Here is a 26,415-nt window from a genome sequence, read left to right as displayed (position 1 = left end):
GCGCCCAGAAGCCGGCCCTTCGGGCCGGAAGTCCTCCGCTTCGCCGCCCTCAGGGCTCCCGCGCTCCGCGCGGGAGGTGCCCCCGTTTCACGGGGTCCGGGCCTACGGCCCGTTGGGTGTCCGCTTCGCTCCCACCCTCACTCCTTCCGGCTCCGCCTCCAGAACCACAGCCCGCTCCGCGGGCGGCCAGCAGGAGCCGCGAGGGCTGGTGTGTGACGGTCCAGGAGCCTGACTGCCATGTCGTGGTTGTAGGAGATCGCCAACCCGCGCGGAGTCTCACCGTCAGGCGTTGCGGTGGGATCGGCTCCATAGGCCAGGAGGATCGCAGTGAGCGCCGAGTCGAGCAGGCTGCCGGACTGGAGTGCCCCGTCCCCTTCCACATCGATCGCGTGGAGCAGGAGGGTCATCCCGCAGCAGACCTCTTCCGGGTCCGCGCCCGCGTCGAGGAGGCGGGTCAGCTCGGCATGATCGCCCGACTCAACCGCCTGATGCGCAGGAGTCCACGGGTTCTCAAAACAGCCACTCATCTCAGACTCCCGACTCACTCCGTATCCACGACAAGGAAGAGGACTAGCTCAGTCGGAGCACCACCCGTGAAACGTTCCTCCGCCAGCGTGTCCGCGACCTCGCCCAAGATCTCCAAAGTCTCGGCCACCGCCCCGAACTGTTCCTTCACCCAGAAACCCCCGCGCAGAGCGAGCACAACACGCCTCTCCTCCAGATTGTGAAGGCCTCCAAAGAGAGAGTCGGAGAACGCATCCTGATGCCATCGACCTGACAACGGAGGATCCATCTCAATGACCTCGCTGAAGGCGTACACGATCGACTCCCCGTCCCTGGCCCCCTTCGTGTCCACCTCGACAACCTTTGCCCGACTCAAAGTCAGGTCCTCGAAAACCTGGCCGGCCTCACCAGTGGAAAGCACCCGGAAACGCGCTGCATCCTTCATGAACACATCCTCTTCCACCCGAGGAATCCAACCGTTGACGGCACCGCCCTGGTCGATGTGCTTCATTCTGGAGACCGGATGAACTCGGGAACCATGACCCCACCCCGATCCTGAGACCACGGGTCTGCTGTCCCAAGAACGGCATCACTTGTCACCGTCACAACCGCAGCGACCTGTCCCGTTGAGGTAGCGTCCCCGCACATGGCGGCCGACGACAACGAGCGAGCAGAGCGCAAGGCGGACGACACTACAGAAAAGGCTGCTGCCAGCGTACGGCTCGTGGAGGACCTGGTTGCTCAGGTGTCCGGGTTCGAGGAGGCCCACGAGTGTCACGCCTTCAACGAGAACGGCGTGCTCCCGCACGTGTTCTTCTGGGACGTCGTACAGGACACCGTGCACTCCTACCTCGCGGAGGGCGACCCGGACGGTCCCGACTGGCGCCGGGTCCTCGCGTTCCTGGAAGAGGAGACACGCCGTCGCGTACCCGGGGCCATCGAGGTCATCGTGACCTCGTTCCTCTACAGCCTCCCCCACCAAGGGAAACCCGGGTACGGGATCGAGGAACATCTCGGGCCCGCCATGAAGGAGAGCTACCTGCAGCTTCGACCCTGGTACACCCACAACCACGGACGCTGGCAACAGCCACGGATCAACGAAACTGCGCAATGCTCAACCAGCCTGGGCAGCCATCCCCCAGATCAGGACATCTCCCAGTCCGCCTGGTAGAAGCTGGGCTCACTGACGCAGGTATCACCGGTCCGGGCGATGCCGATGGACAACTGGACGTCGGACGGGACCGCGGCGCCGCTGGAGGAGAACCTCAGCCAGGCATCCGGGGTGTCCTCGGCGTACTGGATGATCGCAGCGTCCAGCACGGTCGGCGGGATGCCGGTAAGCGCGATCCCCCAGTAGTGGAGCTGAGGCCCGGTCCGCCCGTGAACGGTGACGCCGCCGAGCCGGGGCACCGGCCCTCCGTAGTGGGCGCTGACCCCGACCCCCGGGAAATGATCCGTCCTCAAGTCCCACACGCCGGACCTCTTCCAGAACGAGAACGGGAACGCGCCTTCCCGGTGGGCAGGCTGCTCGCCCAGGACAGCGGCGACCTCGTGCGGGCCCATCCCGAAGATGAGCGGCCCGACCTGCCGCATCGGCGTCCACTCCCACCGCGGCCGCTCCCCGTCCGGGATCACCGCCCACACGCCGGGGCTACGGGGCGGGATCACGCTGTCGACGTCACGCCAGTGAATGACCGGCGCGCACTCATAGGGGTCCTCGGCGATACCCGGCCCGCAGAGCAGCACAGACGTCACCAATTCGTCCCTGCGAGTACCCTCCGGCCTCACGTCAGCCTCGGTACCCATCGACACCCCCCAGGCCGGAACCTCCGGGTCGCCGCTGAAGTTCACCCGGACCTCCACACCCCGCTCGCCGGCGAGGCGGTGGATGTCCTCCCGGACCCGGGACGGCACCCGGTCGACCAACTCCACGTCGCCAACCCGTACGAGCGGGCCACGCAGCGCGTCCGCCGCGACCGCGACCAGGAACCCGTCAGGACCGTGGATGAACGTCGTCCCCTCCCACTCGCCCCGATACCGCGTCCAGAACCCGCCGCCACCCGCCCCCCGCTGCTCGCTGAACTCCGGGAAGACAAGCGCGTCCTCCACCTCGCTCCGGCTCATCCCAAACCGGACAGGCCCCACACCCACCAGCGGATCCAACACCCACCGCGGCCGCTCCAGCAGCTCCCTACGCCCCCACCCCACCCCGACACCCTCCACACACCCCGGTCACGGGCACCCTCCACCCGCCGATCATGAAACGACCCTACGAGCCACCTCTGACACGCCGGCCACCACCCCACCCGGCACCGCACCCAAGAACAGGCACGAGAACGAAACCCGGAGCCGGAACCCCGACCGAAAACCCGCCCCAGCGGTAGACGGGCCGACGGCCGGACCCAAAGCTGCGGCAGGTCCCACGCAGACCCCGAAAGGGCAGTACCAATCTCCACCAAACTGACCAGGCACAGGGCGGGCAGGAGGCTGGCTGCAGGTCTGTTCAGCGCACCCGCAGACAGCCCCGACGGCCACCACGATTCTCAATACGCCTGCGGGACTCTCATCCAACTTGCTGCACCACAGGCCGAACCCCCTGGCACCGGAAATGGTCCCCTACCAACCGCCTCATCAACTCGCAGCATCACAGGTCAGCGAGGCACCCTGTCAGCGGCCACACCGCAACAAGAACGAGAACGCACACTCGGCGTGAAGAAGGCCGCACGGGCCCGCAAGGCCGCCGCGAAGGCGCCTGCGACCTCCACGTCCGGGCGGGGCGCAGCGGCCTTCCAGACCGGCGTTGAAGCCCTCGCGCAGTACCGGGAGCGTGAAGGCGGGGATCTGCCGGGGCGCGGGCACGTAGAGCTACTCCCGGACGGCGGTGAGCACCGGACCGGGGTGTGGATCGTCAACCAGAAGCAACGCCGCGGGCGGCTCACCCCCGAACAGCTCGCCCAGCTCGCCGAACTCGGCATCGGCTGGGCTCGGACATGACGTGGGGGTCAAGATTGGGCGCCGGATTGCGCACTGAGGTCGCAATCATGCGACCCCAGTGCGCAATCCGCGACGTCAACAGGAACCACCCGCGAGCGCGCCCCGTCCACAAGGCCGGCGCACTCTGGGCACGGGCACTGCCGAGCGCCGACCCTTCCGGCACCGCCGAAGGTCCCCTTGCGTGCGAGGCGGGGAGCGCGTCCGGGTCGGTGGCGCTCCAGTGCCACTTCCCGCCGTCGTGATCGTCGGTGCCGTGGCCGGGGTCCTGGTTTTGACAGTGAGAGCTGACTCCACGGCCCTGCGCCCCACCGGCAGGAGCCCTCCCCCACTCTCCTCCCCGCACGCGCCCCTTGGAAAAGTCCAGCAGCGGCCCGGAGGGGCGGGCGTCCAGCCGGTGCGCCGCGGTCGACGGACTGCCCGGCACCGGTCCCTGGGTCACTCGGCCGGGGCGCGGGCCGAAGGGCCCGGTCGCTCAGGTTCCGCCGGGTTTGCCCGTCGAGACCAGCAGGAGGACGGACGAGCCCGGTGCCACCGGTTTTGCGCCGCCCCGGGGCTGACTGCTGATCACCTGCCCGGCGGGAGCTTTCCAGTCCGTGTGCCGCATGATCGTGCAGCTCAGTCCGAGTCCGCGCAGCAGGCTTCCGGCCTGTTCGACCGGCATGCCGGCCAGGTCCGGCAGCGTGATGCCCGCTCCCGTGGTCTGCTCCTGCTCCTGTGTCGGAGTCGCATCGGCGCTTCCGCTCTTGGGGGTGCCGGTGGCGAGCGGGGTGCACGCCCCGTTCGCCGGTGCGGACAGGGACGGGGAGGCGCCGGGCGCGGGCGGCACGGGCTTCAGCGCGAAGAACCCCACCGTGGTGCACGCCAGCACGCAGCACGCCGCAGCGGTGCCGAGGAACGCCCGGCGGGTGCGGCTGCGGCTGACGGCTCGCTCGATCGCGGCCGCGTCGATGACCGGCGCCGTCGGCCCGTCGACGAAGGAGGCCACCGCGGCACGCAGCTCGGCTTCGAGGCCCGGCTCGAACGGGGCCGGTCCGGACGACGTGTTCCTCACTTCGTACCTCCGAAAGCGGCCGACGGCGTGTGCGGCGCCTGGGCGCCCGATGCGGAATCGCGCAGCTTGGCCAGGCCGCGGGCGAGCTGGGACCTCACCGCACTCGAAGAGATGTCCAGGACGTCGGCGATTTGCCGGACGTCCAGATCGTGCAGGTAGTACAGGACCACCACGCTGCGCATGCCCATCGGCAGCCCGAGCAGTGCCTCGATCAGTTCCGTGCGCAGATCCACCTGCCCGAACCGGTCCCGGGGGTCGGCCGTCTCGGGCACCCCCGACAGCCCGGGGCGCTCGCCCCGGCGCGACAGCCGCCGCCAGCGGTCGTTGGCCAGGTTGACCACCACTTTGCGCACGTACGCCTCCGGCGAGTCCGCCACCGCGACCTTCCGCCACTGTCGGCACGCCCGCTCCAGAGCCTCCTGCACCAGATCCTCGGCCACGTGCACGTCACCGGTCAGCGCATACGCGGCGCGGAACAACGCTCCCGACCGCTGTGCGACGAACTCCGTGAATCCGATGCCCGGACCGCTCCTGCGAAACCTCACCTGCCGACCTCCTCTCCTCGTCCCGTCCCGATCACTGCCCCCATGACGGCGAAACGGGGCCGAGTGCTGCACCGATCCGCCGGCAGTGACGTGAATCACAGCCTGGTGGCTACCTGCACTGGGTGGCAGGGGTGAGCGACGTCGGCTCACCGGCGCTCCCGCCCATCGGCTGTGAAGGGGACGGGTGGGGGCCTGAGGATCTGGCCGAGTACCGGCGCGGTGCCCGGATCAACTCCGTGCTCGTCGTTGGTTCCACGATCATTCTGGACAGCGTGTTGCCGTACGGGATCGCGCCGGACTACGACCGCGTTCGGCTGCTCGAACTCCGTCACCCCGCCCGTGTTGCGCTGGCCTCACGGGTCTGGGCAGTCAGGCATGCGGTACTTCTAAGGCAGGTCCGTCGGCTGCCTCCGGAGCCGGAACAGTTGCCTGAGTGACGAGCCGCCCCCACTCAGCGGGGCTGGCCGTCGAGGGTCCAAGCCGAGACCTCCACGGCCAGCCTGCTTCCATCCGGATCACCAAAGAGAAGCACCTGCGAAGGCGCCTGCTCCGCCAGGTCGAGTCCGAGGCCCAGCACGGTCTCGCACGTCTGCTTTCTGACCTGTTCGATGGCCTCCACGTAGTGGGCGGGAAGGCCCGTTGGCTCCGAGACTACGTGCACGTTGCGGCCATCGGGCAGGGTGAACGAGCCGACCTCTGTCTGGTTCTGCGTCAGCTGGTAAGGGGTGCTGCCAGGCTTACCCAGCAGCACCGTGACGCAGACGGCCTGGTCCTTGCCAGGGCTCGGCAGGTCAACTGTCGGACTCTTCTTCTTGGGCGGCCCGTAGCCCAGAAGTTCCGAGTCAGGGAGGACTACGGTGAACGCCTCCGTCCACCCCGGCGCGACTTCAGCCAGCGGTATTGGGAAGCTGTCGAAGAGGCGGTCCTCGCCCGGTTCGAGGTACCGCTCAGCCACTGTCGGATTGCTGTAGGCGATCCGCCAGATCCCGGATTCATGAAGGCTGACCTTGGCGATTCCACCGGAAGGACCTGACAGCAGATAGACGTCGGACTTCTCTTCAGCGGCGGCCCATATCCTCCAGGCGGTAGAGCATCTGCCGTCGTTAGACACCGCCCGGAAGCGGATCACGTTCTCCTTCGAACCCACAGGCCCACCCTCGTCGACGCCGTTGCTTTCGTCTTCAGGATCCCGGACGGAGCAGCCTGGTCAGATCCTCTCAGGATCGATCCATCCGGCAGGTACAAGTGCTTGTCCGTCGCGCCGACGCCAACGGTGCTCGACGTGGTCCCTGAAGGCCGGGTGCTCGAGGTCAGCGTGCTCCATAACGATGACCTGCAGTTTTCCGTCGAGTCGGTGGATCGTCCGGTGGATGGCTTTGAAGATGTTCAGGAGAAGGATCCGGTCGTCGCTCTCCAGCACCTCTTCGCCGACGTGGTCAGGCGGGAAGTACACCTGCGAGGGCTGGTCAAGAATGAGCACGCCCGGCACCGGATTGTCGTTCTCGGCGAACCACTCGTGGAGGCTCAGGAGCGTAGCCACGTGATACCCGAGGTGGTTGTCCCCACTGCCCATGTTCTTCAGCGGAATCGGTCCATCGGGGGTGTCGGCCACCACGGTGAGGCGGTTCACGTCGAGGCGAAGCATCGCACTGGAGTGCTCAAGTGCAAGTTCCTGCGCCTTGGACCTGATCTCCTGGTTGATCAGTGAAAGGAAGCTGGTCAGGCGATCGCCCTGAGAATCCTCGCTGAGGAGCGTCTCCAGCTCAGCGATCCGCGTCCGCAGCTCTTCGGTTCGGTCTTCTACCCGAGGGCCGATGGCGAGCTGTGCTGCGGTGTCCAGGTAGAGACTGATGCGGCCCTGCACGATGGCGGTCCGGCGTATGTCGTCGGGTTCCCCGTCCAGGGCCCGGAAGGCTGCTGTCACTTCGTTGATCTGTTCCTGATTGCGGGCCAGTTCCGAGCGGATTTCTTGTAGCCGGTCCTCTTCGTCGCTGATCATTTGCTCGATGGCTGGAGTGTTCCTGCTGATGGCGTGAAGGTCGCTTTGGAGGTGCTCAAGCTCCGTTGTCAGTGCCGCTGCAGTGACTGAGGCGGGTGTGACCGGACCGGCACATACGGGGCAGTGGGCGCCATACGGGCTATCCAGAAGCCCGCTTTTGAGCAGGCCAAGGGTGGCCAGACGAGCGCGCTGCTCGTTTGCTTGGTCGGTGAATTCACCGTTTTCCGCCAGGGCTGTTTTGAGGTCGGCTATCCGCGCCCGTGTTCTGTTCGCGAGGCCCCTCAGCTCGCTGCGGCGGGTGCGCAGTTCACTGATGGGGTCGTCTGTCGGCTCGGGGCCGGCCTGGGGGCCTCTGTGGAGGAGCGCCTGCCGCAGGAGTCGCGGGGCTTCTTCGGCGCTCGTCTCGCGGTTGGCCTCAGGGGCAAGGAGGCCTGCTTCGACGGCTTCGATGACCAGTGCCTGGGCTTGGCCTGCAGCCGGGGCAAATGCGTTCGCGGCGGCCAGTTTCGCTTCGTGGGTGGAAAGGTCTTTGCGTGCGAGGCGTAGTCGGCTGCGGAGGAGTGCTTGCTCACGGTCGATCGCGCCGAGGAAGTAGGGGATGACGCCGCGGATGGTGTTCGGCAGCCATTCCTTGCCTTGGGAGTGGAAGAGGACGTCTTCGTTGGCAACCTCGTTCTGGGCCTGGAAGCAGAAGAACAGCGCGTGGCGGACGGACGGTGCGATGGTCGTTGCGCGACCGACGGCGGGAACACGGATGTTGCGGTCGATACCGCAGAAGTCGCTCAGAAGGTCCTTGGCGACGTCCCTTGGTGTGACGAAGCGCAGGTCGTCCAGGGGCGGAGGCGGCGAGCCGGGTGCCTGCGAGAGGACACACAGGACGGTGCTGACGCCCTTCTTCTCCTCGGGGGCGCGGCGGGCGACAAAGAGTTGCTGGCCGGGCTTGACCAGGGTTATCGCGAAGGTGCCGACGTAGTCGCGGACCACGCCGGACTTTACGGGGTACTCGGAGCTGGCGAGGCAGTAGTCGATGATCGTCAGCAGGGCGCTCTTACCGCGGCGGGAGTCGCCGGTGACGATGTTGAGACCGCCGGTTCTGAAGGGCACCGTGTGCACCTGGCCGGGCTGCTTGCCATAGATGGTGACCGAGCGGATCTGAAAGGTCACGGCTGGACTCCCAGGAGGGTCAGGACGGTACCGAGGCTGCCGGTGCTGGGCAGCCAGCGCCCAAGCAAGAGGGCTGCCTGCTGGATGGCGCGGGTCTCCCGCGTACCGTCGCCGATGGTCTGTGGCACGGCGCGCGGCTTAAGCGAGAGACCTGTGGTGGTGCAGAACACAGCACGGGACTGAAGAGCGAACAGGAGTCCCGGCCGGACCACAGCGGCGAGCGCCGTGGCGTTGCGGGACATCTCGACCCGCACGTGCTGGTTGGCTTCGAGCCATCCCATCAGACCGGTGCCCGTTGTCGCCGGCAGGGCGTGCCTGACTGCGGGCTGCAGGGCCATGATGCTGGCGGTGACGGCAACGGGGAGCGGACAGGGAGTCTTGTACGCCTTCTCGTGGCCTTGCACAGCGCGAATGCAGAGCAGCGCGGTGAAGGCAGGGTTGTAGAGGGCACGTTCCTCACGGCTCAGTTCCATCAGTGGGTCCGGGCCGGCTCAAGAAGGGCTATGAGGCGTGCGGAGTAGTCCGGGTGCCATCCGACTTTCAGCTCATCGGCGAGCATGTGGTAGGAACCCTTGGTCACGAAGCTCTCGTCGCACCCTGAGCGGATGGGGAAGCGAGCCTCAAGGTCTACCCAGCGGTAGATCCGCCTGGCTTCCTTCTTCTTCTCTTCTTCGGTGACCTCGGGGCCGAGTTCTTCCGCCATCTCGGCAAAGCGGGAACGCCACTCCTCAACGAGTTTGCGCTCGTACTTGCCGAGTTCGCCGGCCCTCAGCAGATTCTCGCCCGACCAGCGGGATCGTTGAGTGAAGGCCCGGACGTAGTCCCGCACTGCGAGTTCGATCCGTTCGGTGCCGACACCGATAAGGCCCAGCTGGCGAACGAACTGCTGGTCGACTGCCTCGGAGGGGTCAAAGGACATGTCAGAGATGTCGGGGTCGATCGGCAGGCTGTCGTAGCGGAACTGACGCTGCAAGTCGGAGAGCATCTCATCGAACTCGCTGCCGGTGACCGGCCTCCCTCCCGGCGTCTGCATCTGCTCGATCACCCGGTTGTAGAACCAGCCCTCCAGCCGGGTGAGGAAGGCCTGCGCCGCCTCGTGCCCGACGGCAAAGGCGGCAAGGCCTTGCAGCGCGTTACGCACCTCGTTGATGTCGGGGGTGCCGCTGAGGATCTCGATGCGGGACATCAAGGGGCTTTGCAGCGACCTGTCGCCTTGGTCCAGGTTGTCGAAGGCCTCGAAGCACTTCGGTAGAGGGCCCTTCGTTGCCTTCGATGCCTTGCGGGCTTCGCGGAGCAGGCCCAGGGCGCGTTCCTCATCGCGGTGCTGGCTACCTCGGGGTGGCAGGTAGAACGCCGCGCTGCCCTCCGGGATCTCGGCCGTGGTCAGCAGGAACAGCCTGGTCTCGGCGAGCACGATCCGGTCGGCCTTGGCGGCTTCCGCCCAGATCCGGAGCGTCTTCCAGAGGTCCTCGGACAGATCTGTCATCCGAACGCCTGCCGCCCGTTGCTTGAGCTGAATCAGGCGCCGATCACCCGTGCCCTGGTGGATCTCGATGTCGTCGGCCGCTTCGACCGCAACATTCCAGGCCATGTCACCGCTCATCCACTGCTCGATGCAGATGTGCAGAGCTTTCGCGAACTGGAAGAGGTATCCGAGCGCCGAGGCTGACGCTTCATACTGCTCACCGGTGTCTGCCATCGCCCACCCTCTTCGCCAGACCGACCCCGCGATCATTCCACGACGCTGACGATCAGCACATGGCTATGCCTGAACGTGTGCCGAGGCTCGTTAGTTGTCACCCGCCGGCGCCGGATAGCCTGCGGAAGGAACTTGGTCGAAGCAGTTGGACTGTCACCCGAGGGGGGCTCTGGTCCACTTCTTGTGGTGCGGTAACACGCTGTACTCACTCGCTGCGTCTTCTGAGAGGATCACCTCCTACTCCAAGTTGGCGGGAGCTGAGTTTGTCGTGAGCGAATGGTCGCCGGAAGTGCTTGAGGTCCTCGGGGCTTCGGGATGGACGGCTGGCAGGCGGGTGGACACGACTGGCTGGCGGTCCATGTTCGAAGGAGCCGGCATCGTCATGCACGACGCTGCGGAGACGTTCCTGCGGGAGTTCGGAGGGCTAACGGTGAGCATCGGTGGCCCGGGAATCAGCCGTGCTCGCGAACCGTTCGAACTGGACCCAGAACTGGCGTGGGGAGAGGACGACAGGTTCTCTGAGTGGAGCAACGAGTTGGGGAGAGAGCTCTTCCCGCTCGGTGAGCTTGATCACGGCCGATTCTTTCTCGGTATCGACGAGCGCAGCGAGATCTACCTTGTCGAGACCTGGGTAGCCAGCTTCGGGTCAATGCCGCACGCCCTTGAGAATCTGATCCTCGGCGTGATGCCCCGCAGGATCGACGAGGGACACCGGTAGCCGGATCGGACGTGAAGGACAAGGTCACCTTGCGAGCAGGACGCGTTTGCGGAGGAGTTCGAAGCCTGCGCGGCCGAACATCTGGCGCTTCAGCATCTTGATCCGGTTGACATGGCCCTCGACGACTCCGGAGTTCCACTGCTGCGAGAGTCCGGCGGTGACGGCGTCCAGGTCGCGCTCCAGGTGCCGGGCGAATCGCTGGAGGCTGGGCAGTTCGGAGGTGGTCGCGGCTTCGATCCACGCCGGCAGTTGGTGTCCCTGTAACTGGGTGAGCATGTGGGCGAAGGAGCGGACGTGTCCGGCGAGTGCGTCCAGTTCGGGGCAGTTGGCCAGTACGTCCTTGAGCTGGATCCGGTCTCTCTCGGTCAACGCTTCGGGACGGGTGAGGATCCAGCGGGTGACGGTGCGGGCAGATGGCGGCCGGGGGCCGACTGCCTGAGGCTTGCCGCGTAGGTTCCGGCTGACGTAGGCGCGAACGCTGCTGTAGCCGTCCGGGTAGCCCTGTTCCTTGATCTCCTCCCACAGCCTCCAGGCGTTGGTGCAGCCCTCCTGCCACCGCTCGTCGAGGTAGGGCTTGAAGGCGTCGAGCTTGGTGGGGCGGCTTTGCCACTGGCCGGTGAATAACTGCTCCGGCTCCGCGGCATGGGCAAAGCGGAGGACGGTGCTGAATCCCATGCGGAGCTGGCGGGCGATGGACCGCTTGCTGTGGTCGGCGGCCAGGAGCGCGTGGACGGTGGCGTGCTTTGCGCGGGTCCTCTCAGCGAACCGGTGCCCGGTCGGCCACGGTGACAACGCGGGCGGCTCCGACGCGTGCTGAAGCTCTTCGAGCGGTGCCGGTCGCAGGCAGGCGCGGTGCCTGAAGACGCACTTCTCGGCGGCTTCACCGAGGTTGTGCCAGAGGTGCCACCTATCAGCAACCTGAAGAGCCTGCGGGGCGCCGCGGGTGGCTCCTTCGGCGTAGAAGCGGGCGCGGTCCCGGCAGATGAGTTCGATCCCGGGCCTCTCGGACAGCCAGGCCGCGAGGGTGTCCGCCTCCCGATTCGGCAAGAGGTCCACAGGGCGGCGGGTCTCGACGTCGACGAGCACGGTTCCATAGATCCGGCCCTTGCGTTGGGCGCATTCGTCGACTCCGACCACGCGGGGCGTGGAGGCTGCCGGATCCGGTAGCGAGGTGATCAGCCTCAGCAGGGTGTTCCGGCTGACCCGCACCCCGAAGGCATCCGACATCCGCGCGCCGGCACGTCCAGCGAGCGCGAGCCCGACCGAGACCAGTGTCGAACGCAGCCGCTCCGTCCGACGGCCGAACCGGCGGGTGAGCCCCTGGACCTGCTCGACAAACGTCTTGCGCGGACATGCCTCCTCGACGCAGAGAAACCGCCGCACTCGTAACGACACCACGACCAGCTTGCCAGCGGTTGGCAGGTCACTGGGAAACCGCAGGTAGGAGCCGTGGATTCGCACTGACCAACACCCGCAGCCCGGACAGGCAGCGCCAATGGCAGTGGTCTGGGCCTCCACGCGCACGACGGTGTCGGTCACCTCGACCAACTCCACCGACACGTTGTCCATCGACCGGAACAGCAGCTCATCCAGCTGCGACCGTACTTCGCTCACGGAACAGAACTGTCGACCCCGCTCCTCCCCGGCAGGACGATTTTCGGGCGACCTCGTCAGCCATCCAACGACGAGCAACGGCACGCTGCGTACCCGCCCACAAGAAGTGGACCAGAGCCGCATGTGGCCTACCTAGCCAACGGGGTCACCGAACCACGCCTAAAGCTGATCAGTGGAGACGAGGCGCGGGCCGCGATGGTCCTCTTCGGGCTCCTCCACGACGCCGAGCAGCCCGAGGAAGTCCGTCAGGCCGCCGTGGAGCTCCGATTCCGCATCGGGTCCCGGCTGGCCGCGCCTCTGTAGGAGCGGACCTGGCTATTTCGTGGTGAGAAGGGCGCCAAGCTCCTGTTCCAGATCTTCACCGAGCGCGAGGAATGCAAGGCGACCGCCGTGGCCACGAACTCCCCGTTCGCCGAGTGGGACAAGACCTTCGGCGACCCACGTCTCTGCGCGGCCATCGCCGACCGCATCACCTTCCGATGCACCCTCATGCAGACCGGTACCGAGTCCTACCGATTCCGCGTCACCGAGGCCGAACGACGCACACCCTGACCGGCGCTCAGAGGTCTTCGCGTTCGGTGACTCACATACCGCGTTCTGGGCCGTACACCTCGCGGGTCCGCTGGTCCGGCCCTGTGGGCAGATACTCCAGGCGGACGGGGCCGGGGTATAGGGCCGCGCTGTCCCAGCCAGCCATCTCTTCGCCGATCAGGTAGCGGTACAGCCACTCGGCGAAGTTCATGGGGTGGCCGGCCCAGTCCCCCTCCGAGCCCTGAACCACTATTCCGTCGGAGAACCCGTCGACCTCCGGGGCCAGGAAGATTGCCGCGCCCTGGTCCGTGTTGGCGAGAGGGATGAGGCCGTCGGGGGTGCCGAAAGTGATCTGCGGGCGGTTGCAGATCACGCGGGGATCCGCGGCGGGTTCAAGGTCATCGTCCTCCCAGGCCCGCCACTCGTTCCAGCCCTCCGCATCCGACCGGATCTCCTCGCCCAGGTTCCGCCACGCGCAGGCTGGGTGGGACGAGAGGCCGAGGTGCCCGTTGAGCTGGACGGGGGCGTACGCATCGACGATCGCCTTGTAGTCCGCGGGAAGGCTTCTGCCGATCTCCTGCTCCAGGCGGATCCAGGCAGCAGGATCGGCGTAACGGTTCTCCGCTGGGCCGAGCATGTCGAATACGGCCTGCAGGTAGTCGGTCATGGCTGCCCAAGGTGCTCCTGGGGAAATGTCCAGGACAGCATCGACCACTTCGCATGGGCACTATCGGCCGGGGCCCTGTTCGTGAGGATCCTGCGGTGCCAGAACACGCAGCGCAGCCCGTGCCGGCTCTCCCGCCTCTGCCTGCGCCAGCGACTCCAGCGCGTCGCGATCTGCCCACGCGCACGCCTCGCGCAACTCGGCGGTGAGGTCGAGTCCGATCTCCTTGCCGACCCAGTCCGCGATGACCAACGCGTCGGCCACGATGGTCGGATCGGTGGCAATGTCCGGCCCGAGCAGAGAGAGCCCGCCGTCATTGGAGCCGCGGGCGAGCGCGAGCGCCACCAGCGTCCACCGCGCCGTCCGGTCTGCGGGATCGCGTTGCAGCCGTTCCGCGGCGAGAACGCCGAGCTTGTGGATCGTGGCGTGATGGTTTGCCCAACCGCCCCAGAAAACATCGTCTCGCGGAAGGCCTTCCAAGACCCGGAGTCCGTCACGCAGCACCCGCACCATGCGCTCGGCGAACTCGGGATGGCCGGTGTCGTTTCCGGCCTGCCGCAGTGCGTCGACCTCGTTCTGGCTCATCGACACATCATCGGCGGCCGATGAGGCCGACGCCTCCGAAAAAGAGGTCGGGCCCTTCCACACCGCGCCTGTCAGGGACACGGATCGGCAGGACCCTGATCGCAAAGCTACTGGCCCACCCAGCACTGATACCGCAGACACTCCGAACCAGATGTCACCCGATCAGGGTGGCTCCCAATCCCGCCGCCGATCATGGACATACAGCGTTGTCCATCTCTCGCACGAATGGATCAAAGCGGCTCTCGAAACCACCGCCCACGTGGCTCTCGTTCACCCCGCCGAAAACACGCGACGGCTACTTAGCTGGCGGGGAGCGTCATTCGAACCGTGCGGTACTCCCGGCTCAGCCGATGGTCAGTGTTCGTGGTCCGTCCTCAACCGGATAGCTTCACCGTGTTGTGTTCGAGCCACTTCTGGAGGGCCACCGGTGGATATTGTCGCGATCATGGAGGCGCTGGCCGAGCAGGGCATCACCGTGCTCTTCAAGGCTGATGCTGAGCGGATGGCAGAGAGGCGGAAGCCCTGGACGTTCGTGGCCAGTGGCGCCCCGTTGCGTAGCGACATCCTCGTGCATACCGATGCTGCATCGGTGGAGAAGTGCCTCGAAGCCTGCCTGCCCCGCCTGCGCGAACTGGGCTTCACTTTCCCCGAGTGACGAGGCAGGCCAGCGGGAGCGGTGCGACAGCCCATCGTGATCTCGAGGAGTCTGCCGGAGCTCCGCCGGCGCGGTGCGTACGGCACCGGTCGCAGTCTGGTTCAGGTCGGCACGACCCTCGGTGAGGCTGGTGGTGGTCAGTGGCTTCGGCCGTCACTGGATCAGGGTGAGGTGGGGGTGTTCCAGGGAGGTGGGGCACACGTAGAGGTGGAGGTTGTTTCCGTCCGCGATCTGGACCTTGGTCGGCTGTTCAGGGTAGGGATCGAGGGGGGATGCCGAGACGTCTCGGTCCTCGTGGGGGATCCAGGACTTGCTCGTCTCGCCCCATTCGGACGAGGCGATGGTCAGCAGCGAATCCATCTCGCTGCCACAGACGTCACAGAGCCGCGGGTGCGGATCGGTCAGGCCCCAGCGGGTCCAGCCGCCGATCTTCCAGCCGGGTGACACGGACAGTGACCAGTTGTAGACGTCTTCCGGAGTGGGCTCGTCCTCGTCCAGGTCGTCTGGCTCCGCGGCTACCTGCCAGGTGCGGCAGGTCTGCACCTGTCGCAGTGTCTCGTGCTCCAGGTCCGTCGAGTGGGGATACTCCGTCACCTCTTCAGGCGAGAGCAGGCACGGATGTGGAAGATAGCCGTGGTACTCGATCACGGAAGTCTCGGGTGGTGTGGTGAGCACTTCGGTGACCGAGGCCGCGGTTCGCCAGAACACCGCTGTCTCGGGCAGCGCTGTTTTGGCATGGCTGAAGGGGCACCACAGCACCTGGAGCAAGTCAGCCGAGTCCGGCGGGTGCAGCGAAGGGACGTCGCGCAGGTAGACCTGAGTCACGGGAAGCAGCGGGATCGGCCCGTCGGGCCAAGGGCGGCCCGCACGGGCTCGCTGGAAGTCCGCCAGTTCCTCGGGCGTGTACCGGAGGGAAGCAGGGTCGCCGTCCGCCCGGCGAACCGCGTCTTCCAGGATGCGTCGCTGCAACCGAACGTCATTGGGCGATGGCGCCGGATTGTGTTGGTCCCACACGTGCGGACCGTCGCAGTGCGGCCACGGCTCGTCGGCGGGCCACAACAGGGGGCCGCCGATGGAACTGTTCTGCGGTGACGGCGACCCGGGGCGGGGGTGCAACCGGGTCGCCGTACGTGCCAGCGGAGCCAGTTGAGGGAAGACGGTGGTGACGTCGAACGGCCGCTGCGGAGTAGTCGGGGTGCTGGTCATAGCCGCGATCTTGCCAAATGGCTCTGACAACGGGGCCGCAGCCACCTCGGGGCAGCCCTTCCCGCCCAGCCAGAGCTCCTCGTTCGGCTGACGACGGGCTGTCCCGTCCTGGGGCAGAGTTGGGAGACTGCGGCGTGTTTCTGGTTTCGCGAGAGATCCGACACCCGGGCCTGGTTCGAGAGCCTGGGCAGTGACACCTGGGGCCACTGGATCGCCGTCTACGTCGGCTTCCTGGAGAAGTAGGCCCGGTAGCCGCACGGAGCGGGCCCGGGCGGGCTCTCCCTGCTCATGCCAGCGGCTGTCGGCGTACACATGAATGTGCACAGCCAGGTACCCGGCTACGTGCTCACGCGCGGGGCCGCCAAGGTGCTGCGGGTTTTCGATCCCGGAATCGAAGGACGGTGGTAGCGGCCGCGCGGCCGCCCGTGTCATCCTCCGGTCGGCGACCCGCCCTTCCCACCGGAGGTCGACGTGGCACTCCTTCCCGACATCACCGCCTTCTACAGGGGCGGCGATGAAGCCGGCCGTCTCACTTCCGGCCGAACCATCGGGACCGTCGAACTGGTACGCACGCAGGAAATCCTGTGCCGCCACCTTCCGCCCCCACCCGCGTCGGTCCTGGATGTCGGCGGCGGGCCAGGAGTGCACGCCCGCTGGCTCACCGACAGCGGCTACCGAGTCATCGTCCTGGACCCGGTGGAGCAGCACGTCCGGCAGGCCCGCCGCCAGGGACTGGTTGCCCTCATCGGGGACGCACGGGAACTCGACCAGGCGGACGCGTCGTTCGACGCCGTGCTGATGCTCGGTCCGCTCTACCACCTGTCGGAAGGAACCGGGCGCGCCCGTGCCTGGCGTGAGGCTCACCGTGTCGTCAAGCCCGGCGGCCTGGTCGCCGCAGCCGCCCTCAACCGGTATGCCAAGCTGCTGGATCTTGACTCACGAGGTGCGCTGGATGTCGCAGCGACCGGGCTGCGCGTGCGGCGGAGCGGCCCCACCACCTATTACCACGCCCCATCGGAGCTGTCCGACGAAGCCCGGCGGGCCGGCCTCGGCGACGTGACGATCTACGGGGTGCAGGGGCCGACCTTCGCGGCCCTGAGGGCCGAGGAGCGTCGGACCGGGACAAGGAACCTGGGCCCGAAGGCGCTCGAAGCAGCCCTCGCCGCCGCGCGGTTCGCCGATGGCCACCCAGAACTGGCGGTGTCCAGCATGCACCTACTGGCCGCTTCACAGCGGCCGCAGGCCGGCGAGGTGAGCCGGCCAGGCCCGGACAGCGGCGGGCCGTCCGGTGCTCGAACCGCGCTCGCCGCGAGTGACGGAGCCGCTGAAGATAGGCAGGGTGCCCGTCCCGCGCGCGGTTCCGGCAACGACACGCGAGCACGTAGTCGCGTACCTGGTTGAGCACGTCCAGGTGTACGCCGACAGCGGCCCCTGCGGCGCGCAGGGACCGGAGTCATGCGGAGCCGTGGCCGGGCCGTGGCTCAGCCCGACCTCGGCTACGACGGTGGTCGCTGGGCGAGGCGCAGCCAGGCGGTGAGGGCGGTCTCTCGTAGAGCTCTTGCGGCTGCCCTTCCGGGTCACCGGCGCCTTCGTCGTGCGCCTTCACAAATAGCGCCGAGGGCTCATGATCCGCCTTCTGCCGTGGCGGACCCAGCCGCCGCGCGATGTCCGGACAGGACGGGGCTAGCCATCTGCTTGGTGCGGCTGCGGGAGCCGCCAAGATCAGACCCGCTCAGGCAGACGACGGACCTCGGCGCTCTCCGCCACGTCGGCGACCGGCTGGCTCCCAGGGACCTCCCCGGTCTCTCCGGCAGCGCCCCCGCTCCCGGACATCCAGGCCCCGATCCGCAGACACACCCGGCCGGCCCAGCGCCGGCTCTTGTCGAGCTTCGGGATCCAGAACTCCCCGACCACCTTGGCCACAGGCAGCACGACGGCCGCCAGGACGGCGAACCCGACAAAGGTCAGTACCGGGTGCTCCACGGCCATGGTCGAGGCCGCCTCGATGATGCTCTGCAACTTGATCTCCACGATTCGATGACGGGCGCAGCGCGCCCGATCGTGGGATCAGGCCGCCAGCGCCCAGGACGGGCTTGGGACATCGAGGTGCAGATCGAGTTCGGGCCCGCGAGGGACCAGGGGGGACGCCATCCGGATCACACCGCACGGCGAGCAGGCGACCGGCGGCACGTGGTCGGTGTACGCGTACGCCACCGGCGACAGCGACTGCTGGATGTCCCGCAGCAGGTCGACACGCCACACCGTGACCAGGTTCGCCAGAGCCGCGAGACCCGCGACGATCCGGTCGACGTGGGCGCGGGCGGCAGGCTGCGCCTTCGGTTCGACGAGGTACCCGTGGCCGATGAGCAGCTCCCCGAAGGTGCCGCCCGCAACGGGCTCGACATCAACCGCGGGGGGCAGCAGGCCGGCCGAGAGGGCGTACGCCCCGAAAACCTCCGCAGGCTCGGGCTTCTCCGCGAGATCCGCGGTCCGGAACTCCCGCCGAAGCTGAGCCACCCGCTCCGACAGCGGAATCGGGCCGAACGCCTCGACCAAGAGTGCAGCAACACGATCGTGTTCCGGCTCAGGCGCGGTTGCATGGAACCGGCGCAGACTCAGCCCATCCGAGCCGACCTTGAACGGACGGAAGAATTCCCAAGCCGTGAGCCAGTCGCGCAGCTTCCGTTCGACCAGACTCAGCCGGTGCTGGCTGTTCCACGCCGAGCCAAGACGGGTCGCCTTCGCCTCGACCTCGATCCCGATCTCATCCAGCAGGAAATCAGGCATGTCGAATCCGTCAAAAACCGAGTCTGCAATCACAGCAGGCGCAACTCGGAGAATGAGGTCGCGGGCACGGGCGCGACGCAGGGAGGCTTTGCGGCTCGCTTCCTCGTCCACCTGCTCCCCCATCGTCATGCCTGCCAGCGTACAGGCATGCAGGCGGACCGAGTTGGCGTCAAGGGCAGCACCACCGCTCACTCGACAGCACTCAGGCGCTTCGCGGTTTGCGGCCCGTCGTCTTCTTCGCGGGCTGCTTCTTGGCCGGGGCCTTGGCCGCGGCCGGCTTCTTCGTGGTCGTGGACGGTGGCGTCGGGTCCACCGCGCGGCTTTGGCGTCGCTGACGGAGCGTTCCAGCATGGCCATGAGGTCGACGACCTGCGCGGAGGGGGGATCGGGTGCCTCGGCGGGTTCGGGGCGGGTGCCGGCGGCTTTGGTCTGGATCAGCTTCTCCAGCGCGTCGCGGTACTCGTCGCGCAGCTCGCTCATGTCCGTCCCGGAGAGGGTCTCGGCGAGCTTGATGGCGGCGTCGACCTCCTCCTCGGACACCTCCGCGTCCGGGACGTCGACATGGGAGGACCGGATCCCGTCCGGCCACCGAGGGCCGTGCAAACGATCACTGCCCATCCATATCGCCCGGCGGTGATGAACGCGCAGAACATCTCCAGAGAGCCCTGCTGTCCTCGCCCCGTGGAGCAGGCGAGGCCAGACTGCTGCCGGTGGGCGGGGAGCGCGGCCTCGGCCATAGCCCGGGACACGGCGCGGCCAGCGCGGATGGTGCCGTCGCCAGGGCATGCAGGGTGGCGTCCACGAGGCGGCCCGCCGCGGCAACAGACGGCTGTTCCTTCCGGGGAGTGAGGCGGTCAGGCGCTCGGCGAGGAGGCCGTAGCCCGCGTGGTCGCGGGTTTGGTCCCTACGGTGGGGCGGCGATCCCGTGGTCTGGGACGGCTACGCCGGCACGCGCAAGGAGGTGATCTGTATCCAGTCCGGGGCGAAGGTTCCCTCGGGCATAGACACCCAGTCGTCAAAGTCGTTCTCGCCGTCGACGGTCCCGATTACTCCACGCCCAGACGCCCCGTAGTACAGGATGCGACCGTCACCGAATGCGGTGATCTGCTTCCAGTCCGGGGCAAAGGATCCTTCGGGGAGGACGGGCCCGTCGTGGAAGAGATTGTTGCTGTCGAGGGTGCAAACAACTCCGCGCCCACCTGCCCCACAGAACAGGACACGATTTCCGCCGAGCCAGGTGATTTGCTTCCAATCCGGAGCGAATTCCCCAGGATTGTAGATCCTGATGGTGTCCGGAGTGTTGTCGTCAGGAATTCTGACGAGCCAGGAGTGCCCGTTCAAGTCCGCATAGAACAAGACGAGATCACCCCTGAGTGTGGCAACCTCCCTAAAACCCAGGCCGAAAGGACCCTCGGGAGTCTCGGGGAAGGCGACCACGTCCTGGAGGACATTCTCGGCGTCGATCGAACCGATACACGCACGCACCGACGCGCCCGCGTAGTACAGGATGCGGTTGTTGCTGAGAGCGGTGATAAGTGTCCAGTCCGGGGCGAAGGCCCCTTCGGGCAAAACCGTCACGTCGTCGAGGACATTGTTGGCGCTGATGGTACCGATACATCCACGCCCGGACGCCCCGTAATACAGGATGCGCTCCGACATCACGTTACCTTTCCGGCCGCACCTCGGCTGCTCACTGCCAGACGGCACAAGTTGGCTGGAGATGAACAATTTTGATTGACGTCCCAAATATTGACAATGTGCGACACAACGTCACATTGCCGTAGGAGGACGTGCAACCGTACAGCCGGAGAGGCTGGAAAAAAATCCGACCGGATCACCGGGGCAGAACATCGCACTTCTCCGCCGGAAATCCGAACCCCTCGGCCTGTTCCGACAACTACTACGCCAGCCACAGCCTGCGCGACCGGTCACTGGTCGCGAGATCGGAGGGGGAAAGCACCTCGGTGCCGGTGGCCAGCATCAGACTCTCCTCCAAGTATGGGCACGACACCCCGCAGCGTGCTAGTCGGGGCGCCCGCCGCCCTTGCCCTCCGAACGAGGACGGCTTCGCGTGGCTGCTGGCCGTCACCCCCGGATTGCAGCACGCGAGCGCGCCGACGAACACAACGGCCGTCACCACACCGACACCCACCCGCATCTGACGCTCCTTACCCACCGCGTCTACCCCCGGCACGCACCGAACGAAGTCCCTTACTCCCACCGCCTTGACGCCGCCGGCATGCAGGCGGCGCGCTCGACGCTTCTGCCGCGCTCAGCCTTCGACTCGCCTCGGCTCAGGAGTTCGTGAGCTTCTCGACCTTCCGCGCCGCGGCCTTCGCCCGCGTGCGAGCCTTCGCAGCCGCCTGTCCGGCCTCGCGCTGGCGGGCGAGGGCATCCGCCCTCGCCGCACGCGCCGCCTCCAGCTGCTGTACCGCGACCTGTACACCTACCTCAGCCGCTTCGACCACCGCGCGTGCACGCTCCGCCAGCTCAAGCGCGGCCGCCTGGCCGGCCTCCAGGCTCACCCCCTGCGCCCGGGCCTCGGACAGTTCCGCCTCGGGCCGCCTCCACGCGCTCTCGGCGAGCCAGCTCGGCCGCCGCATCCGCTGCCGGTACCGGTGCTGTATGGGATCGGTGGCCCTTCGGGGATCCGGCGGGTGCGGCTGGATCGATCGTGGAGGTGCGGCGCCCGGCTGTGTTTCAAGACCGGCGAACCCCGACACCGGGTCCGGGGCCGTCGCCAGGCGACCCGCCTCCCACTGCACGGCGACGTCAGCGTCAGGGAGGCGAGCCCGCGACGACTCCGCCGACGGCATTGGCCGCGCAGATGGCAAGATTTACACCCAGGGCTAGACCGTCCGGCGGGTCTCCGTGTCCTGTCCGGCCGCTGCCGTCCCAGGCCCTCCGCCTTGTCGGCCCTGCTCGGTGGCGGCGGGGCCAAACCTATACCGGGACGGCGCGCCGCGGAACATGAAGCCGCGCCCCGGGGCAGACGATGCCCGGAAGGACCCTCGCAGGGAGGCGGCCTGCGGGGATCAGCAAGGCGCCATCATCCGCGGGAATCAGCGGTATGGAAATCTGGATCATGGGAACGTCCCCGGAGCCGTCCCGTGCGCGCGTCCGCGTTACCAATAGTGCCGCCGTCCACCCACCGCGTGCCCGACGGAGCCGAGCACCCACAGGACTGCCCCGATGACGACGAGGATGATCCCGAGCGTCGACAGGATCGTAATGCCGAGGAGGTAACCGATGATCAACAGGACGATGCCGAGCAAGATCATGACGTTCTCCCATCACGCAGGCCGCTTCTGCCCCGATCCGCTGCCGTAATGCGCGCTGCGACGGCCCTGTCGGGCAGACGGGGAGGAGCGTTAGGCTGTGCCGCCCTCGGCCGCCGGCGGCTCGAAGGGTGAGCCTGGCCGGCCGAGAAGGCGTGTATGGCCCCGGCCAGGTTGGCGCGCAGTCACGGTTCAGTCGACATGGCGGCGAACCATGCGCGGTCGGCCGCACTTGGGCCCGATCCCTTCTGTTCCCGCCCGGCCGACAACCGGATCATGGTGAACGCGGCGCCGACCACGGCGCCGCACCCACGATGATCACGATGGAGGGGCCCGCATGGGACTCGGAGCGTTCGCCGACTTCACCGGCACGTACGAAGTGGCCAGCAGCGAAGGGTACGAGGAGTACCTCGAGTCGATCGGTTTCGGACCGGACGCCCGCAAGGACATGGCGTCGCCCGAGCAGATCGTGACGATCACTCAGGAGGGCGACCACTACACGTTCAAGACCACCGACCCTGCCGGCACGATCGTCTCGCAGTTCACCCTCGGCCAGGAGTTCGTCGAGAGCCCCTACGGCGAACCGGTCAAAGGGATAGCCCGCCGGGATGGGAACCGCATCATCCTGCAGCAGCGGAACACCGCCGCCAAGCTCGACAACACGATCGTCTTCGAAGCCGATGACCAAGGCATCGACGTGCACTTCACCGGCCCCGGCAACACCGTTGCCAAGCGCCGCTACAAGCGCCGCACCTAGCCCACCGGCTCATCCGGTCCGACAGCCGAGGCGTACCGAGATTCATGGCCCCGGCCTCGGGCTGCGCGGAGAATCGGACGGCTGACGACTGGCTAGGGCCTGTCCGGCGGATCATGTTGACGGCGGCGGTTGCGCCAATCGGGTGGCAACGGTGCCAGAGCGGGTGACCGGGATTGATCGATACCGGAGGGCCGCCCCGGCATGAAGCCAACGGCACGGAAGGTAAGCATCATGCTCCGTCACCTGGGCGCCACCATCGCCGCAGCGCCTCTGGTCGGCTTCGCTGCCGCCGGACCTGCCCCGGTTCTGGACGCCGTTCACACTCCTACCGCCACAGCGTCGGTCGGCGTGGACGGCAACCCGGTCGCCGACTGCGGTGATCTCAGCGCAGTGGAGCTCCTCCTCTTCGAGGAGTGCCACGTGGACGGAACCCCGAAGCGCTGAGCTCCCAGCTTGGCTAGACGCCGGACGGAGCCAAGGGGTCGCCCACCCTCGGAGGGGTGTGCAGTCCCTCGGTCATATCGGCCTCTACTCGCCACGGTCGGGTGGCGCCGCCGGCGGGTTGGGCCTTCCCCGCACGGCAGCGGTCGCGGAACGCCCGGGTGCGGCCTGGAACCAGGCCCCGAGATTCGTCTTCGCAGCAAGCACGTCCCTAGTTCAGAGAAGTGATCAAGCCAAAACCCACGGCCCCGCTCCATGTCGGTTTCAAGGGACCTCCGTCACCGCAGGAGCCGCGTCGAAGATCAGCCAGATCGGCGCCGCATTGCCCGGCTGTCCCGTCCGGCTAGGTGCACCCGAATGCCCTTCCTGGGTTCGTAGCTGAGGCCGGATATCGACACCACAGGGTGTGACCGGGTTGTCAGAGGTCGAATGCGAGCTGTTCTCCCCGGGGCTGGGATTCGGTCTGGTCGGGCAGCCGCGGACCAGGCACTACCGTGATCACCAGCTGGCTTGCGGGGGCAATCTTCCCCGCCTGTTTGGTGATCACGTGCCAGGCCCCTTCGGTGCTGAGGTCGGCTAGGGAGAAGGTCTCGGTGGCTCCGTTCTGGGGCAGGTCCTGCTGCGACAGGAACTGCGCCCCCTCTAGGACCTCACGGATTACATCCAGCGCCGCCTGCTCGATCTCGTAAGGGAGGATGCCGGTCTCGCAGTGGTACGAGTAGACACGGCTCCAGCCCCGTCCCCGCATCACGGAGAAGCGGTCCCGCTTGCACCGCGCCGAGGCGATCCCGGTCTTCCCTGCGCCGCCCTTGAGCGCTTCGTCGACCATGACGTAGACCACTGCGGGCCCCGCCCAGTCGAACCCCTGCTTGTCGCAGAAGCGGCAGCCGTGCCCACGCATCACCCTCTTGTAGCAGCGCTCGCTCACCTGTCGACACCGATGGCAGAGCATGTTCCACGGGGCGCTGCGGCCGAGGAACGGGCCCACCGGAGTGGCGCCGCGCTCCCCCATCCGCTGCACCGCGATCTCATGGGTGATGGGAGCAACCTTGGAACAGTACGGGCAGCCGTGCTGATCGGGGCGCTGGCGCAGGTTCACGAGGATGGGGTAGACCGTGTTCCCGCACCGGATATGGGTGCTCTCCCAGCGCTGGTTCATCCGAGGCAGGGGCGGGACCCGCGGCTTGAAGCCTCGGTCGAGCATCTCCTGGCGGAGTTCCTCCGAAGTGCGGCGACCGGCACACCAGGTGCAACCAGTGCCCTTGACGACGCCGGCGACGAGAACGCGCACCGCCTTCCCGCACAGATCGTGGCGGCACAGCCATGACGTCGCAGCCAAACGAGGCACCAGCTCCAACGGACTGAAGCCTGCCTGGCGGACCAACTCCTCGCGGTTCGCCGCTCCGGCGAGCTTGAACAGGCAGGCCCGGCATCCGTACCCGTCACGGACTCGGAGCAGCGAGCGGGCGAACGCCTCACCACAGGTCCGACAGCCCAACCACCTCCCCCTCCGTCACAGCAGCGCGGCTGTGAACCCGATGCGGTGCGCCGCTGTTGGTGATCTTCTCTCAGGGCCGGGACGGCAATGGCGTGTGGTTCGGGTCGGGTGCTTCCGCCGCAGACCGTGAAGATGGCCCGGGTGAGCAATCCGCGGGGCACCGCGGCGATGTGGATGCGTGACCGCCGGGACGAGTTGTTCGTCGACGAGGACTTCGCCGCCTGGTATCCGGCGGACGGGCGCCCCGGCCTGTCGCCGGCCCGGCTCGCGCTGGCCTCCGGGGTATCCGGCCGGGACCGCGCAGGACGCCGGGGGTAGGGGCGTGCGACCGGGGCACGAGGCTGCGTCGTGCCGGGACCAAGTCATGGTCGACGAGCGGGAATGGACGCTTCCTTGAGATGCGCCTCCGATAGTTCATTTGCGCCAAGGGACGGTGAAGTCCGGCTCATGACTAGGACAGGGGGAGTTGCGGTGGCTCGACGATTACGACAACTCAGCAGACGGCAGGTGCTCTTCTCGTTGGCCGGGGTGGCAGCCGGGTGTGCTCTGGCGAACTGCACGGTTCTCACCCGCCCCGCGTACGCGGCGAGCGGGAGCGGGGCGCCGGTGCCCGAGGGAACCGGCCTGCCGGACACCGACCGCGGCAAGGTGGTCTGGGCGTACCGGACGGGTGGCCGTGCCGTCCGTACGGCCGCGGCCGTAGCCCTGGTGGGCAGCGCGGCGGACGTGAGGACGTTCCTGGACGACAAACTGCCCGCCGCCCGGGCGGAGGACAACAGGTTCACGCTCACGCGGTCCCTGGCCACCGCGGGCAGGGCGACCCGCGAGGGCATCGGCGTGGCACTGTCCGGTGGCACAGCCTCTGTCGAGGCGTTCCTCAAGGGCGGTTTCCAGACCGCGGTGCACGAGGACCTGAGGGTCGGCGTGACCACGGTCATCGCCCGCGGCGGTACGGCCGTCAAGCGCGCCGGCGCGGCCGCGCTGGAGGCCGGCTCCGACTTCGCGCTGCGCGCCTTCCTCAGCGGCGGACGGTTCACCGCCCAAGAGGAGGACGACCGGGTGCGGGTGACGTCCATCCTGGTCACGGCGTCCCCGCAGGTGCGGCAGTACGCACAGCGGGCACTGGACGACGGTTCGGCGCGGGCGATCCAGTGGTTCCTGGAGACGGGCCAGTTCATCGCCCGGGCGCGCGACGAGGAGACCGCGACGATCCAGCAGTTGGTCAAGGTCGTCGAGGCGGAGGGGCTCCGCGCCGGCCGGAAGACCGACGAGGCCGTCGAGATGTCCCAGCAGGCTGTCAAGGCGTCCGAGCGGGCCAAGGAGTCGGCGCTGGAGGCCAAGGCCGAGGCCGAGGCCGCCGAGCAGGACGTCCAGCGCTCGGCCGCGGCGGCGAACAAGGCCGCGCAGGCGGCCCGGGGTGCCGCGTCGGCCGCGGCGACCGCGGTCTCGGCCTCCCGGACGGCGGAAGCCGCCGCACAGCGTTCGGTGGCGGCCTCGCAGGCCGCCGCAGCAGCCGCAGCGGCCGCGGGACGCGCCGCCACCGCCGCGTACTTCGCCGCGATCGGGGCCTCCAAGGACGCGGCGCTGGCGGGCGAGGCCCGGGCGGCGGCGCAGGCCGCCAAGGCGATGGTGCAGCTCGTCCGCAGCGTGGCGCAGAAGGCCGACTCCGCTGCCCAGGCCGCCGACGCGGCGGCTTCCGCGGGCGATGCCGCCGCCGGCTCGGCG

General features: G+C 67.7%; 30 protein-coding genes and 1 pseudogene. 12 read left to right on the top strand and 19 right to left on the bottom strand.

Annotated features, from left to right (window positions below; all coding sequences use genetic code 11):
* Positions 1-137: 137 nt before the first annotated feature.
* Both ACFRU2_RS41870 and ACFRU2_RS41865 read right to left on the bottom strand, forming a co-directional pair.
* Positions 138-527, bottom strand: coding sequence for an ankyrin repeat domain-containing protein (locus tag ACFRU2_RS41870; protein WP_382981562.1), 390 nt, complete (start codon positions 525-527; stop codon positions 138-140).
* Positions 528-541: 14 nt separating this feature from the next.
* A complete protein-coding gene (locus tag ACFRU2_RS41865) occupies positions 542-1,015 on the bottom strand; it encodes a hypothetical protein (protein WP_382981561.1) in 474 nt (157 codons plus the stop codon).
* 135 nt (positions 1,016-1,150) lie between these two features.
* Between ACFRU2_RS41865 and ACFRU2_RS41860 the strand changes: the two genes are divergently transcribed.
* Complete coding sequence (locus ACFRU2_RS41860; protein WP_382981560.1) at positions 1,151-1,675, top strand: hypothetical protein; 525 nt, start codon at positions 1,151-1,153, stop codon at positions 1,673-1,675.
* Here the strand turns inward: ACFRU2_RS41860 and ACFRU2_RS41855 are convergent.
* Positions 1,648-2,628, bottom strand: a complete 981-nt coding sequence (locus tag ACFRU2_RS41855; RefSeq protein WP_382981559.1) for a hypothetical protein — start codon at positions 2,626-2,628, stop codon at positions 1,648-1,650. The two genes, ACFRU2_RS41860 and ACFRU2_RS41855, sit on opposite strands and share 28 nt — an antisense overlap.
* 585 nt (positions 2,629-3,213) lie before the next feature.
* Here ACFRU2_RS41855 and ACFRU2_RS41850 point away from each other — a divergent pair.
* Positions 3,214-3,498, top strand: coding sequence for a helicase associated domain-containing protein (locus ACFRU2_RS41850; protein ID WP_382981558.1), 285 nt, complete (start codon positions 3,214-3,216; stop codon positions 3,496-3,498).
* A 472-nt stretch (positions 3,499-3,970) separates the two neighbouring features.
* Here ACFRU2_RS41850 and ACFRU2_RS41845 read toward each other — a convergent pair whose 3' ends face one another.
* Positions 3,971-4,549 carry a PASTA domain-containing protein gene (locus ACFRU2_RS41845; protein WP_382981557.1) on the bottom strand — a complete coding sequence of 193 codons (579 nt, stop codon included), beginning with the start codon at positions 4,547-4,549 and terminating at the stop codon, positions 3,971-3,973.
* A complete protein-coding gene (locus ACFRU2_RS41840; RefSeq protein WP_382981563.1) occupies positions 4,546-5,067 on the bottom strand; it encodes a SigE family RNA polymerase sigma factor in 522 nt (173 codons plus the stop codon). The genes ACFRU2_RS41845 and ACFRU2_RS41840 overlap by 4 nt, the downstream gene beginning before the upstream one ends.
* A gap of 158 nt (positions 5,068-5,225) precedes the next feature.
* Between ACFRU2_RS41840 and ACFRU2_RS41835 the strand changes: the two genes are divergently transcribed.
* Positions 5,226-5,531, top strand: coding sequence for a hypothetical protein (locus ACFRU2_RS41835; protein ID WP_382981556.1), 306 nt, complete (start codon positions 5,226-5,228; stop codon positions 5,529-5,531).
* 14 nt (positions 5,532-5,545) lie between these two features.
* Here ACFRU2_RS41835 and ACFRU2_RS41830 read toward each other — a convergent pair whose 3' ends face one another.
* Genes ACFRU2_RS41830 through ACFRU2_RS41815 form a run of 4 tightly spaced genes read right to left on the bottom strand, consistent with a single transcriptional unit; the run spans position 5,546 to position 9,956 of the window.
* Positions 5,546-6,241 (bottom strand): hypothetical protein, encoded by a 696-nt coding sequence (locus tag ACFRU2_RS41830; RefSeq protein ID WP_382981555.1) that lies wholly within the window; start codon positions 6,239-6,241, stop codon positions 5,546-5,548.
* A gap of 60 nt (positions 6,242-6,301) precedes the next feature.
* Positions 6,302-8,257, bottom strand: coding sequence for a DUF3732 domain-containing protein (locus tag ACFRU2_RS41825; RefSeq protein ID WP_382981554.1), 1,956 nt, complete (start codon positions 8,255-8,257; stop codon positions 6,302-6,304).
* Positions 8,254-8,730: a three component ABC system middle component gene (locus ACFRU2_RS41820; RefSeq protein WP_382981553.1), complete on the bottom strand. Its 477-nt coding sequence runs from the start codon at positions 8,728-8,730 to the stop codon at positions 8,254-8,256. The genes ACFRU2_RS41825 and ACFRU2_RS41820 overlap by 4 nt, the downstream gene beginning before the upstream one ends.
* Positions 8,730-9,956 carry an ABC-three component system protein gene (locus ACFRU2_RS41815; RefSeq protein ID WP_382981552.1) on the bottom strand — a complete coding sequence of 409 codons (1,227 nt, stop codon included), beginning with the start codon at positions 9,954-9,956 and terminating at the stop codon, positions 8,730-8,732. Before ACFRU2_RS41815 ends, ACFRU2_RS41820 begins: the two co-directional genes overlap by 1 nt.
* 268 nt (positions 9,957-10,224) lie before the next feature.
* Here ACFRU2_RS41815 and ACFRU2_RS41810 point away from each other — a divergent pair, with 268 nt between their 5' ends.
* The gene (locus ACFRU2_RS41810) at positions 10,225-10,674 is read left to right on the top strand and encodes an SUKH-3 domain-containing protein (protein ID WP_382981551.1); all 450 of its coding nucleotides are present in this window, start codon (positions 10,225-10,227) and stop codon (positions 10,672-10,674) included.
* Positions 10,675-10,698: 24 nt separating this feature from the next.
* Here the strand turns inward: ACFRU2_RS41810 and ACFRU2_RS41805 are convergent, their stop codons facing one another.
* The gene (locus tag ACFRU2_RS41805) at positions 10,699-12,288 is read right to left on the bottom strand and encodes an ISL3 family transposase (RefSeq protein ID WP_382981550.1); all 1,590 of its coding nucleotides are present in this window, start codon (positions 12,286-12,288) and stop codon (positions 10,699-10,701) included.
* A gap of 123 nt (positions 12,289-12,411) precedes the next feature.
* Here ACFRU2_RS41805 and ACFRU2_RS41800 point away from each other — a divergent pair, with 123 nt between their 5' ends.
* The gene (locus ACFRU2_RS41800; protein WP_382981549.1) at positions 12,412-12,591 is read left to right on the top strand and encodes a hypothetical protein; all 180 of its coding nucleotides are present in this window, start codon (positions 12,412-12,414) and stop codon (positions 12,589-12,591) included.
* Positions 12,592-12,630: 39 nt separating this feature from the next.
* Positions 12,631-12,840: pseudogene (locus ACFRU2_RS41795) on the top strand (ATP-binding protein); the annotation flags it as partial.
* A gap of 31 nt (positions 12,841-12,871) precedes the next feature.
* Here the strand turns inward: ACFRU2_RS41795 and ACFRU2_RS41790 are convergent.
* Entirely contained in the window at positions 12,872-13,486 is a 615-nt protein-coding gene (locus ACFRU2_RS41790; protein ID WP_382981548.1) for an SMI1/KNR4 family protein, read from the bottom strand.
* Between the two features lie 60 nt (positions 13,487-13,546).
* Positions 13,547-14,068 carry a hypothetical protein gene (locus ACFRU2_RS41785; protein ID WP_382981547.1) on the bottom strand — a complete coding sequence of 174 codons (522 nt, stop codon included), beginning with the start codon at positions 14,066-14,068 and terminating at the stop codon, positions 13,547-13,549.
* Positions 14,069-14,495: 427 nt separating this feature from the next.
* On the opposite strand from ACFRU2_RS41785, the gene ACFRU2_RS41780 reads away from it, so the two are divergent.
* A complete protein-coding gene (locus ACFRU2_RS41780; RefSeq protein WP_382981546.1) occupies positions 14,496-14,723 on the top strand; it encodes a hypothetical protein in 228 nt (75 codons plus the stop codon).
* Positions 14,724-14,876: 153 nt separating this feature from the next.
* Here ACFRU2_RS41780 and ACFRU2_RS41775 read toward each other — a convergent pair whose 3' ends face one another.
* The gene (locus ACFRU2_RS41775; protein ID WP_382981545.1) at positions 14,877-15,692 is read right to left on the bottom strand and encodes a non-ribosomal peptide synthetase; all 816 of its coding nucleotides are present in this window, start codon (positions 15,690-15,692) and stop codon (positions 14,877-14,879) included.
* Between the two features lie 708 nt (positions 15,693-16,400).
* On the opposite strand from ACFRU2_RS41775, the gene ACFRU2_RS41770 reads away from it, so the two are divergent.
* On the top strand, positions 16,401-17,330 hold the full coding sequence (locus ACFRU2_RS41770) for a class I SAM-dependent methyltransferase (protein WP_382981544.1): 930 nt from the start codon (positions 16,401-16,403) through the stop codon (positions 17,328-17,330).
* A gap of 321 nt (positions 17,331-17,651) precedes the next feature.
* Here ACFRU2_RS41770 and ACFRU2_RS41765 read toward each other — a convergent pair whose 3' ends face one another.
* The 5 genes from ACFRU2_RS41765 to ACFRU2_RS41745 form a co-directional block, all read right to left on the bottom strand.
* Positions 17,652-17,960 carry a hypothetical protein gene (locus ACFRU2_RS41765; protein WP_382981543.1) on the bottom strand — a complete coding sequence of 103 codons (309 nt, stop codon included), beginning with the start codon at positions 17,958-17,960 and terminating at the stop codon, positions 17,652-17,654.
* 36 nt (positions 17,961-17,996) lie between these two features.
* Positions 17,997-19,256 carry a hypothetical protein gene (locus ACFRU2_RS41760; RefSeq protein WP_382981542.1) on the bottom strand — a complete coding sequence of 420 codons (1,260 nt, stop codon included), beginning with the start codon at positions 19,254-19,256 and terminating at the stop codon, positions 17,997-17,999.
* A gap of 399 nt (positions 19,257-19,655) precedes the next feature.
* Entirely contained in the window at positions 19,656-20,375 is a 720-nt protein-coding gene (locus ACFRU2_RS41755; protein WP_382981541.1) for a hypothetical protein, read from the bottom strand.
* Between the two features lie 635 nt (positions 20,376-21,010).
* Positions 21,011-21,319, bottom strand: coding sequence for a hypothetical protein (locus ACFRU2_RS41750; protein ID WP_382981540.1), 309 nt, complete (start codon positions 21,317-21,319; stop codon positions 21,011-21,013).
* Between the two features lie 522 nt (positions 21,320-21,841).
* Positions 21,842-21,997, bottom strand: coding sequence for a DUF6131 family protein (locus ACFRU2_RS41745; RefSeq protein ID WP_382981539.1), 156 nt, complete (start codon positions 21,995-21,997; stop codon positions 21,842-21,844).
* A 334-nt stretch (positions 21,998-22,331) separates the two neighbouring features.
* On the opposite strand from ACFRU2_RS41745, the gene ACFRU2_RS41740 reads away from it, so the two are divergent.
* Both ACFRU2_RS41740 and ACFRU2_RS41735 read left to right on the top strand, forming a co-directional pair.
* Positions 22,332-22,751: a lipocalin/fatty-acid binding family protein gene (locus ACFRU2_RS41740; RefSeq protein ID WP_382981538.1), complete on the top strand. Its 420-nt coding sequence runs from the start codon at positions 22,332-22,334 to the stop codon at positions 22,749-22,751.
* A 231-nt stretch (positions 22,752-22,982) separates the two neighbouring features.
* Complete coding sequence (locus ACFRU2_RS41735; RefSeq protein WP_382981537.1) at positions 22,983-23,195, top strand: hypothetical protein; 213 nt, start codon at positions 22,983-22,985, stop codon at positions 23,193-23,195.
* Between the two features lie 415 nt (positions 23,196-23,610).
* On the opposite strand, the gene ACFRU2_RS41730 is transcribed toward ACFRU2_RS41735, so the two are convergent.
* Positions 23,611-24,549 carry a hypothetical protein gene (locus ACFRU2_RS41730; RefSeq protein WP_382981536.1) on the bottom strand — a complete coding sequence of 313 codons (939 nt, stop codon included), beginning with the start codon at positions 24,547-24,549 and terminating at the stop codon, positions 23,611-23,613.
* Positions 24,550-24,831: 282 nt separating this feature from the next.
* On the opposite strand from ACFRU2_RS41730, the gene ACFRU2_RS41725 reads away from it, so the two are divergent.
* Complete coding sequence (locus ACFRU2_RS41725) at positions 24,832-25,008, top strand: hypothetical protein (RefSeq protein ID WP_382981535.1); 177 nt, start codon at positions 24,832-24,834, stop codon at positions 25,006-25,008.
* A 288-nt stretch (positions 25,009-25,296) separates the two neighbouring features.
* Positions 25,297-26,415 (top strand): ALF repeat-containing protein (locus tag ACFRU2_RS41720; RefSeq protein ID WP_382981534.1); only part of this gene is annotated, 1,119 nt, incomplete at its 3' end.

The sequence above is a fragment of the Streptomyces sp. NPDC056883 genome (genome assembly GCF_042788835.1).
Classification (GTDB): Bacteria; Actinomycetota; Actinomycetes; order Streptomycetales; family Streptomycetaceae; genus Streptomyces; species Streptomyces stoeckheimensis.
This window is presented reverse-complemented; position numbering and strand designations above follow the sequence as displayed.

What these genes read in the sequence shown, in the direction of transcription:
- ACFRU2_RS41870 (WP_382981562.1), bottom strand. Translation starts at nt 527, where the DNA reads ATGAGTGGCTGTTTTGAGAACCCGTGGACTCCTGCGCATCAGGCGGTT.
- ACFRU2_RS41865 (WP_382981561.1), bottom strand. Translation starts at nt 1,015, where the DNA reads ATGAAGCACATCGACCAGGGCGGTGCCGTCAACGGTTGGATTCCTCGG.
- ACFRU2_RS41860 (WP_382981560.1), top strand. Translation starts at nt 1,151, where the DNA reads ATGGCGGCCGACGACAACGAGCGAGCAGAGCGCAAGGCGGACGACACT.
- ACFRU2_RS41855 (WP_382981559.1), bottom strand. Translation starts at nt 2,628, where the DNA reads ATGAGCCGGAGCGAGGTGGAGGACGCGCTTGTCTTCCCGGAGTTCAGC.
- ACFRU2_RS41820 (WP_382981553.1), bottom strand. Translation starts at nt 8,730, where the DNA reads ATGGAACTGAGCCGTGAGGAACGTGCCCTCTACAACCCTGCCTTCACC.
- ACFRU2_RS41815 (WP_382981552.1), bottom strand. Translation starts at nt 9,956, where the DNA reads ATGGCAGACACCGGTGAGCAGTATGAAGCGTCAGCCTCGGCGCTCGGA.
- ACFRU2_RS41790 (WP_382981548.1), bottom strand. Translation starts at nt 13,486, where the DNA reads ATGACCGACTACCTGCAGGCCGTATTCGACATGCTCGGCCCAGCGGAG.
- ACFRU2_RS41785 (WP_382981547.1), bottom strand. Translation starts at nt 14,068, where the DNA reads ATGAGCCAGAACGAGGTCGACGCACTGCGGCAGGCCGGAAACGACACC.
- ACFRU2_RS41755 (WP_382981541.1), bottom strand. Translation starts at nt 20,375, where the DNA reads ATGTCGGAGCGCATCCTGTATTACGGGGCGTCCGGGCGTGGATGTATC.
- ACFRU2_RS41750 (WP_382981540.1), bottom strand. Translation starts at nt 21,319, where the DNA reads ATGCGGCGGCCGAGCTGGCTCGCCGAGAGCGCGTGGAGGCGGCCCGAG.
- ACFRU2_RS41745 (WP_382981539.1), bottom strand. Translation starts at nt 21,997, where the DNA reads ATGATCTTGCTCGGCATCGTCCTGTTGATCATCGGTTACCTCCTCGGC.
- ACFRU2_RS41740 (WP_382981538.1), top strand. Translation starts at nt 22,332, where the DNA reads ATGGGACTCGGAGCGTTCGCCGACTTCACCGGCACGTACGAAGTGGCC.
- ACFRU2_RS41735 (WP_382981537.1), top strand. Translation starts at nt 22,983, where the DNA reads ATGCTCCGTCACCTGGGCGCCACCATCGCCGCAGCGCCTCTGGTCGGC.